This window comes from Variovorax sp. 20P10.2.4, from assembly GCF_058244205.1.
In genome coordinates this window covers 1-2,792 of the sequence record NZ_JBZAYE010000820.1, presented here as the reverse complement: position 1 = coordinate 2,792, position 2,792 = coordinate 1, and the positions used below count along the sequence as shown (strand labels likewise).

Annotated in this window: 4 protein-coding genes; all 4 read left to right on the top strand. The window is 69.5% G+C overall.

Annotated features, from left to right (window positions below; translation table 11 throughout):
- The coding region (locus AC27VN_RS38085; protein WP_490880015.1) for a TetR family transcriptional regulator at positions 1-561 on the top strand (561 nt) is incomplete at its 5' end.
- Positions 562-662: 101 nt separating this feature from the next.
- Positions 663-1,478, top strand: coding sequence for an ABC transporter permease (locus AC27VN_RS38080; RefSeq protein WP_093349229.1), 816 nt, complete (start codon positions 663-665; stop codon positions 1,476-1,478).
- The gene (locus tag AC27VN_RS38075) at positions 1,475-2,527 is read left to right on the top strand and encodes an NAD-dependent epimerase/dehydratase family protein (protein ID WP_490880014.1); all 1,053 of its coding nucleotides are present in this window, start codon (positions 1,475-1,477) and stop codon (positions 2,525-2,527) included. Before AC27VN_RS38080 ends, AC27VN_RS38075 begins: the two co-directional genes overlap by 4 nt.
- An 11-nt stretch (positions 2,528-2,538) precedes the next feature.
- A partial coding sequence (locus AC27VN_RS38070) for a hypothetical protein (protein ID WP_490880013.1) occupies positions 2,539-2,792 on the top strand: 254 nt, incomplete at its 3' end.

Sequence of the window (2,792 nt, the reverse complement as noted above, 5' to 3'; positions counted from 1 at the left end):
GAGTTCGCGACCAAGGGCTTCGCGGGTGCGCGCGTCGACGAGATCGCCGCCGCCGCGGGCGTGAACAAGCAGCTCGTCTACCACTACTTCGAGAGCAAGCAGGGGCTGTACCTGGTGGCGCTCGAATCGGTCTATGCCGAGATCCGCGAGAAGGAACAGAAGCTCGAGCTCGGCGCGCTCGAGCCGCGCGAGGCGATGGCGCAGCTGGTGGCCTTCTCCTTCGACTACCTGGCCGAGCACCCCGAGTTCATCGCCATGCTGGCCGACGAGAACCGCAACCGCGGCGAGCACCTGCACGAGTCGGAACGGCTGCAGAAGATGCACTCGCCCTTCATCGAGATGCTCGAGGCCACGCTCGAGCGCGGCGTGGCCGCGGGCGTGTTCCGCGCCGACTTCGACGCGATCAACCTCTACATCTCGATCGCCGGCATCTCCTACTTCTTCTTTTCGAACAACCACACGCTGTCGGCCATCTTCGGCACGCCGCTCGACGCGCGCGGTGCGCTGCTCAAGCGCCGGCGCCATGTGATCGAGTTCGCGCTCAACGCGCTGCGGCCCTGAGCGCCCGCGGCCTCGGCGCCGCTTTTTATCAACTGGTTGGTTGACTCGATCGGCCAGCCTCCCTATGATCCGCCGCATTGTTTCCTTCCACAGGAATTGAGATGACGGCATCCGACGGCGCCTCCCCGCCCACCGCAAGCTCCGCGCCGCTGTCCGGCGAACGCCCCGCCTGGCAGCGCTGGGCCGTGGTGGTCGCGGTGCACGTCGCGGCCGTGCTGCTGTGGGAGTTCGCGGTGCGCGCCTTCCAGATCCAGCCCTTCGTGCTGCCGGCGCCGTCGAAGGTGCTCGCCACGCTGGCGAATCCGCAGCACGCCTGGCTCATGAACACCGGCGTCACCGCGCTCGAGGTGTTCGGCGGCTACGTGCTGGGCCTGGTGCTCGGCATCCTCTGCGCGCTGCTGTTCGTCACCAGCCGGCGACTGATGCTGGTGGCCTTCCCGCTGCTGGTCACGCTCAACATGATCCCGAAGGTGGCGATGGGCCCGCTGGTGATCGTGTGGTTCAGCTACGGCATCGGGCCGAACATCCTGATCACCTTCAGCCTGTGCTTCTTCCCGATCCTGCTGACCACCATCCGCGGCCTCAACGAGACCGAGCCCGAACTGCTCGACCTGGTGCGCGCGCTCAAGGGCTCGCGCTGGCAGCTGTTCCGCTACATCCAGCTGCCGGGCTCGCTGCCCTACGTGTTCTCGGGCATGAAGGTCGCCACCATCCTCGCGGTCGCGGGTGCGGTGGTGGGCGAGTTCATCGCGTCGGAGCGCGGCCTGGGCTACCTGATGATCCAGGTGCAGGCCTCGCTCGACACCCCCGCGGTCTTCATGGCCGTGCTCCTCATCACCGGCCTGGGCGTGCTGCTCTACCTGCTGGTGCTGCTGCTGGAGCGCCTCTTCATCACCCAGGACGCCCGAATCCAATGAACACCACCACGCCTGTGCTCGACGACCTCCCCTTCCCCGAACGCTTCGACACCGAGGCCGCGCTCGAGGACTACCTCGCCACGCCCTCGCGCGACCTGCTGCGCGACATGGCGCGCATCGACGGCGACCTGATGGTGCTCGGCGTCGGCGGCAAGATGGGCCCGACCCTCGCGCGGCTGGCGAAGAACGCGATGCCGGGCCGGCGCGTGATCGCGGTGGCGCGCTTCAGCGAGGCCGGCGTGCGCGAGGCGCTCGAGGCGCACGGCATCGAGACCCTGGCCTGCGACCTGCTCGACGCCGAGGCGATCGCGAAGCTGCCGCGCACGCCCAACGTGGTCTTCATGGCCGGGCGCAAGTTCGGCGCCGATGCCGACAACCCACTGACCTGGGCCATGAACGCGCACGTGCCGGCGCTGGTGGCGCAGCACTTCAGCGGCTCGCGCATCGTGGCCTTCTCCACCGCCTGCGTCTATCCCTTCGTGCCGGTGGTCGGCCAGGGCGCGCACGAGAGCGAGGCGCCCAATCCGCCCGGCGAATACGCCAACTCCTGCGTGGGCCGCGAGCGCATGTTCGAGTACTTCTCGCAGCGCCACGGCACGCCGGGCCGGCTGTTCCGCCTGAGCTACGCCATCGACCTGCGCTACGGCGTGCTGGCCGACGTGGCCGGCAAGGTCTGGCGCGGCGAGCCGGTGGACGTGACCATGGGCCACGTCAACGTGATCTGGCAGGGCGACGCCAACGCGCAGGCGCTGCGCTGCCTCGCGGCCGCGACGGTGCCGACCTCGCCGCTCAACGTGAGCGGCCCCGAGACCACCTCGATCCGCTGGCTGGCCGAGGAGTTCGGCCGCCGCTTCGGCAAGCCGGTGCAGATCGCGGGCAGCGAGGCGCCCACCGCCTGGCTCATGAACACCGGCGAGGCCGAGCGGCTGTTCGGCTACCCGCGCGTGCCGCTGTCGCAACTCGTGGGCTGGGTCGCCGACTGGATCGCGCGCGAGCAGCGCCAGTACGGCAAGCCGACCAAGTTCGAATCGCGCGACGGCAAGTACTGAAGGAAGACACCGTGCCCGCCCCCGTCACCGTCGAAACGCTGGACGCGCTCTCGCCGCGCGACCTCTCGCAGCTGGACGCGCTGGTCGCGGCCAGCGGCTGGAACCAGCTCGCGGCGGACTGGCGGCTGTTCGAGCGGCTCGGCAGCGTGCATGCGATACGCGATGGCGCAGGCGCGATCGTCGCGAGCGGCGCGGTGCTGCCGCTGGAGCGCGCAACCGACGCGCCGCGCAACCAGCCCGGCGCCGCCTGGATCAGCATGATCCT

Excerpts from the sequence above, each read along its gene's own strand:
- AC27VN_RS38080 (WP_093349229.1), top strand. The coding sequence starts at position 663 with ATGACGGCATCCGACGGCGCCTCCCCGCCCACCGCAAGCTCCGCGCCG.
- AC27VN_RS38075 (WP_490880014.1), top strand. The coding sequence starts at position 1,475 with ATGAACACCACCACGCCTGTGCTCGACGACCTCCCCTTCCCCGAACGC.